At 65.6% G+C, this 3,588-nt stretch carries 5 protein-coding genes; 4 read left to right on the top strand and 1 reads right to left on the bottom strand.

The genetic code is table 11. From position 1 onward, the window contains the following. The coding region (locus tag Q0R27_RS01355; protein WP_293940294.1) for a universal stress protein at positions 1–386 on the bottom strand (386 nt) is incomplete at its 3' end. 137 nt (positions 387–523) lie between these two features. On the opposite strand from Q0R27_RS01355, the gene Q0R27_RS01350 reads away from it, so the two are divergent. From Q0R27_RS01350 to Q0R27_RS01335, 4 genes are all read left to right on the top strand, one after another. Continuing rightward, entirely contained in the window at positions 524–1,801 is a 1,278-nt protein-coding gene (locus tag Q0R27_RS01350; protein WP_293940293.1) for a pyruvate dehydrogenase complex dihydrolipoamide acetyltransferase, read from the top strand. Between the two features lie 411 nt (positions 1,802–2,212). After that, complete coding sequence (locus Q0R27_RS01345; protein WP_293940292.1) at positions 2,213–2,584, top strand: hotdog domain-containing protein; 372 nt, start codon at positions 2,213–2,215, stop codon at positions 2,582–2,584. Beyond that, positions 2,577–2,879, top strand: coding sequence for a DUF559 domain-containing protein (locus Q0R27_RS01340; RefSeq protein ID WP_366079632.1), 303 nt, complete (start codon positions 2,577–2,579; stop codon positions 2,877–2,879). The genes Q0R27_RS01345 and Q0R27_RS01340 overlap by 8 nt, the downstream gene beginning before the upstream one ends. Then, positions 2,872–3,588, top strand: a 717-nt coding sequence (locus Q0R27_RS01335; protein ID WP_293940290.1) for an FAD-dependent oxidoreductase, incomplete at its 3' end; no start/stop codon positions are given. The genes Q0R27_RS01340 and Q0R27_RS01335, both read left to right, overlap by 8 nt.

The following is a 3,588-nucleotide window of genomic DNA, read 5'->3' as shown; positions in this document are numbered from 1 at the left end:
TCCGCCACTAGCGGCCCCGGGTGGCCCGCTCCGCACGCGCCAAGGACGAGCGCGGCAATGTCGACGCGGGTGCCGATGAAGGCGCGGACCTCGGTTACCGGCTCGCCCGATCGCACGACGATGTTGGGGCGGATGCCGGCGGCGTCCATGATCTCGCCGACCGAGGCGGCCACGCTGGCCTCGATCCGCAGGCGCTGTTCCTCTTCCATCGCCGCTTGCACGCCGCCCCACTGGACGAAGTCCTGCGGCTCGACGATCGCCAGCACCTCGACCGCGCCATTGGTCTTGGCGGCGCGGCGGGCGGCGAAGCGCAGCGCGATCCGCGCCTCGGCGCTGTCGTCGATCACCACGAGGTAAGTGCGCCGGGCCGGCCCCTGTTCATCCATGCCGCCAAGCTGCACACAAACTGTCGCACCATGCAAGGCACGCGCCCGTTCGCCTGGCCTTTCCCTCGGCTGTGCCTCTTGACCGTAACCGCCCCTTCGTATTTGTGCCGGGCGACCCTCAAGTAACGGGATTGCCCATGCCGACCGAGCTCAAGATGCCCGCCCTTTCGCCGACGATGGAAGAGGGAACGCTCGCCAAATGGCTGGTGAAGGAGGGCGACACGGTCAAGTCGGGCGACCTGCTGGCCGAAATCGAGACCGACAAGGCGACGATGGAATATGAAGCGGTCGACGAGGGCGTGATCGCGAAGATCCTGGTGCCCGAGGGCAGCGAAGGGGTGAAGGTCGGGGCGGTCATCGCGCTGATCGCGGCGGAGGGGGAGGAGGCGTCCGCTCCCGCCGCGGCGCCGAAAGCCGATCCCGCGCCGCCCGCGGCCGTAGCGCCGCCGCCGCCAGCCCCGACCCCCGCTACTCCGCCGCCTCCCGCCGTTCCCCCGGCACGCGCGACCGATGACGGAGACGAGCGAATCACGGCCTCTCCGCTCGCGCGCCGCCTGGCCGAAGCGCAGGGGATCGATCTCGCTAGCCTCAAGGGCAGCGGTCCCAATGGCCGCATCGTCCGCGCCGATCTCGGCGGTGCCGCTCAGCCCGCGCCGGCTTCGGTTGCGCAATCCGCTGCCCCCGCCGCCGCGCCGAAAGCCGCCACCGCGCCGTTCGAAACCGACATCCCGCACGAGGTCGTCAAGCTCAGCGGCATGCGCAAGGTCATCGCGCGCCGGCTGACCGAGTCGAAGCAGACCGTCCCGCACATCTATTTGACCGTCGACATCCGCCTCGACGCGCTGCTCAAGCTGCGCGGCGAATTGAACGCGGGGCTGGCCAGCCGGGGGGTGAAGCTCAGCGTCAACGACATGCTGATCAAGGCGCTCGCGCTGTCGCTGATCGAAGTCCCCGAATGCAACGTCAGCTTCGCCGGCGACACGCTGATCAAATATAATCGCGCCGACATCTCGGTCGCGGTGAGCATCCCCGGCGGACTGATCACGCCAATCGTCACGGGCGCCGACACGATGGCGATCTCGGCCATCTCGAAGGCGATGCACGACCTCGCGGGCCGCGCGAAAGAGGGCAAGCTGCGGCCGAACGAATATCAGGGCGGCACCGCCAGCCTGTCGAACATGGGCATGTACGGGATCAAGCAGTTCGAGGCGGTCATCAACCCGCCGCAAGCGATGATCATGGCGATCGGCGCGGGCGAGGCGCGGCCCTATGTGGTCGACGGCGCGCTGGTGGTCGCGACGGTGATGAGCGCGACCGGCAGCTTCGACCACCGCGCGATCGACGGCGCGGACGGGGCACGGCAGATGAAGGCGTTCAAGGCGCTGGTGGAGAATCCGCTGGGGTTGGTGGCTTGAATTTAGCGCGGGCACTCTTGGCATTCAGTGTCTGTATAATACTGTCTATGGGCGTGTTGCTCGTCTCGATGTTTGGGCCTGGGCTAATCCAGGCGCCGCCATCCAATTCCGACCAGTGGGAGTCCTTTAAGAACGGACTGGTCCTGATCTCAATCTTCATGTTTCCGGCAGTTGTAATCGGAGGAGTGCTTGCCGGTCTGCCCGCTTTGATGCTCGCTAGGTACCTTGGGCATAGCAAATCGGTGGTGAAATTAATGGTCTATGGGACATTGTCGGCGTTCGTATTTGGCAACCTTGTAACGAGCATGATCGGGGGTTTCAGAGAGTCATGGGATCTACGGTTACCTACGGCGGCGGCAGTTTCCGGACTATTGTCCAGCGCTTTCTGGTTCATATTTGTCGAACGCTTTCATGAAGAAATCTGAGGCCGCCATCCGCGTTACCGCGATGCCGACCGACACCAACCCATATGGCGGGGTGTTCGGCGGGTGGTTGATGAGCCAGATGGCGCTCGCGGCTGGCAGCCTCGCGTCACGCGTTTCGCGCGGCAAGTGCGTGGTGGTCGCGGCGGACGAACTGCGCTTCCCGGGGGCGATGGCGGTGGGAGACGAGCTGTCGGTGTACGTAACCATCGAGAAGCAGGGCCGCACATCGCTGACCATTGCCGCCGAGGGGGTGGCGCGGGAACGGGACGGGGAGGGGGAGACGAAGGTCGCGAGCGGGGTGTTTACGTTTGTGGCGATTGGGGCGGACGGCAAGGCTCGGGAGATTGCGAGTGACTAGCCCCTCTCCCTCCGCCGCTGGCGCTTTCGTCCCTCCCCCCTCTGCGGGGGAGGGAAAGCTGGCGCGCAGCGACAGCAGGGAGAGGGGAGTGCTGCTCCGCCGTGACGCCTATTTAAAAGCGCAGGGATTTCGCATTCTGCGGTTCTGGAACCACGACATTTTTACGAACGAAGAGGCGGTGACGGAGACGATTTTTCGTGCGCTGGACGACCCCTCTCCCTCCCAAGCCTGCGGCTTGGGCCCCTCCCTCTCCCGCAGAGGGGAGAGGGGCAAATCAGGAGTACATCATGGCTGACCAATACGACCTCATCGTCCTCGGCTCGGGACCCGGCGGCTATGTCGCGGCGATCCGCGCCGCGCAGCTTGGGCTCAAGGTCGCGATCGTCGAGCGCGAGTTGCTCGGCGGGATCTGCCTCAACTGGGGGTGCATCCCGACCAAGGCGCTGCTGCGCTCGGCCGAGATCTATCACTATATGCAGCACGCCGACGCGTACGGGCTGTCGTCCGAAAAGCCGTCGTTCGACCTCGCCAAGGTCGTCGGCCGCAGCCGGGCGGTGTCGAAGCAATTGAACCAGGGCGTCACGCACCTGATGAAGAAGAACAAGATCACCGTCCACATGGGCGACGGCGCGCTGACCGCCGCGAACAAACTAACCGTGACGAAAGACGGCACCAAGACCGACCTCGAGGCGAAACACATCATCGTCGCCACCGGCGCCCGGGCGCGCGACCTGCCGTTCGCCAAGGCCGACGGCAAGCGCGTCTGGACCTATCGCCACGCGATGACCCCGCCCGAGATGCCGACCGAGCTGCTGGTCATCGGGTCGGGCGCGATCGGGATCGAGTTCGCCAGTTTCTACAACGACATGGGCGCGAAGGTGACCGTGGTCGAAATGCTCGACCGGATCGTCCCGGTGGAAGATGCCGACGTGTCCGACGCGCTGCAAAAATCACTCGCCAAGCAGGGGATCGAGATCCTCACCGGCGCCGGGGTCGAGAGCCTC

The organism is Sphingomonas sp. (assembly GCF_025362505.1).
In the GTDB taxonomy this organism is placed as follows: domain Bacteria; phylum Pseudomonadota; class Alphaproteobacteria; order Sphingomonadales; family Sphingomonadaceae; genus Sphingomicrobium.
The sequence above is the reverse complement of the archived record's forward strand: the minus strand, read 5'-3'. Positions and strand labels throughout refer to the sequence as shown.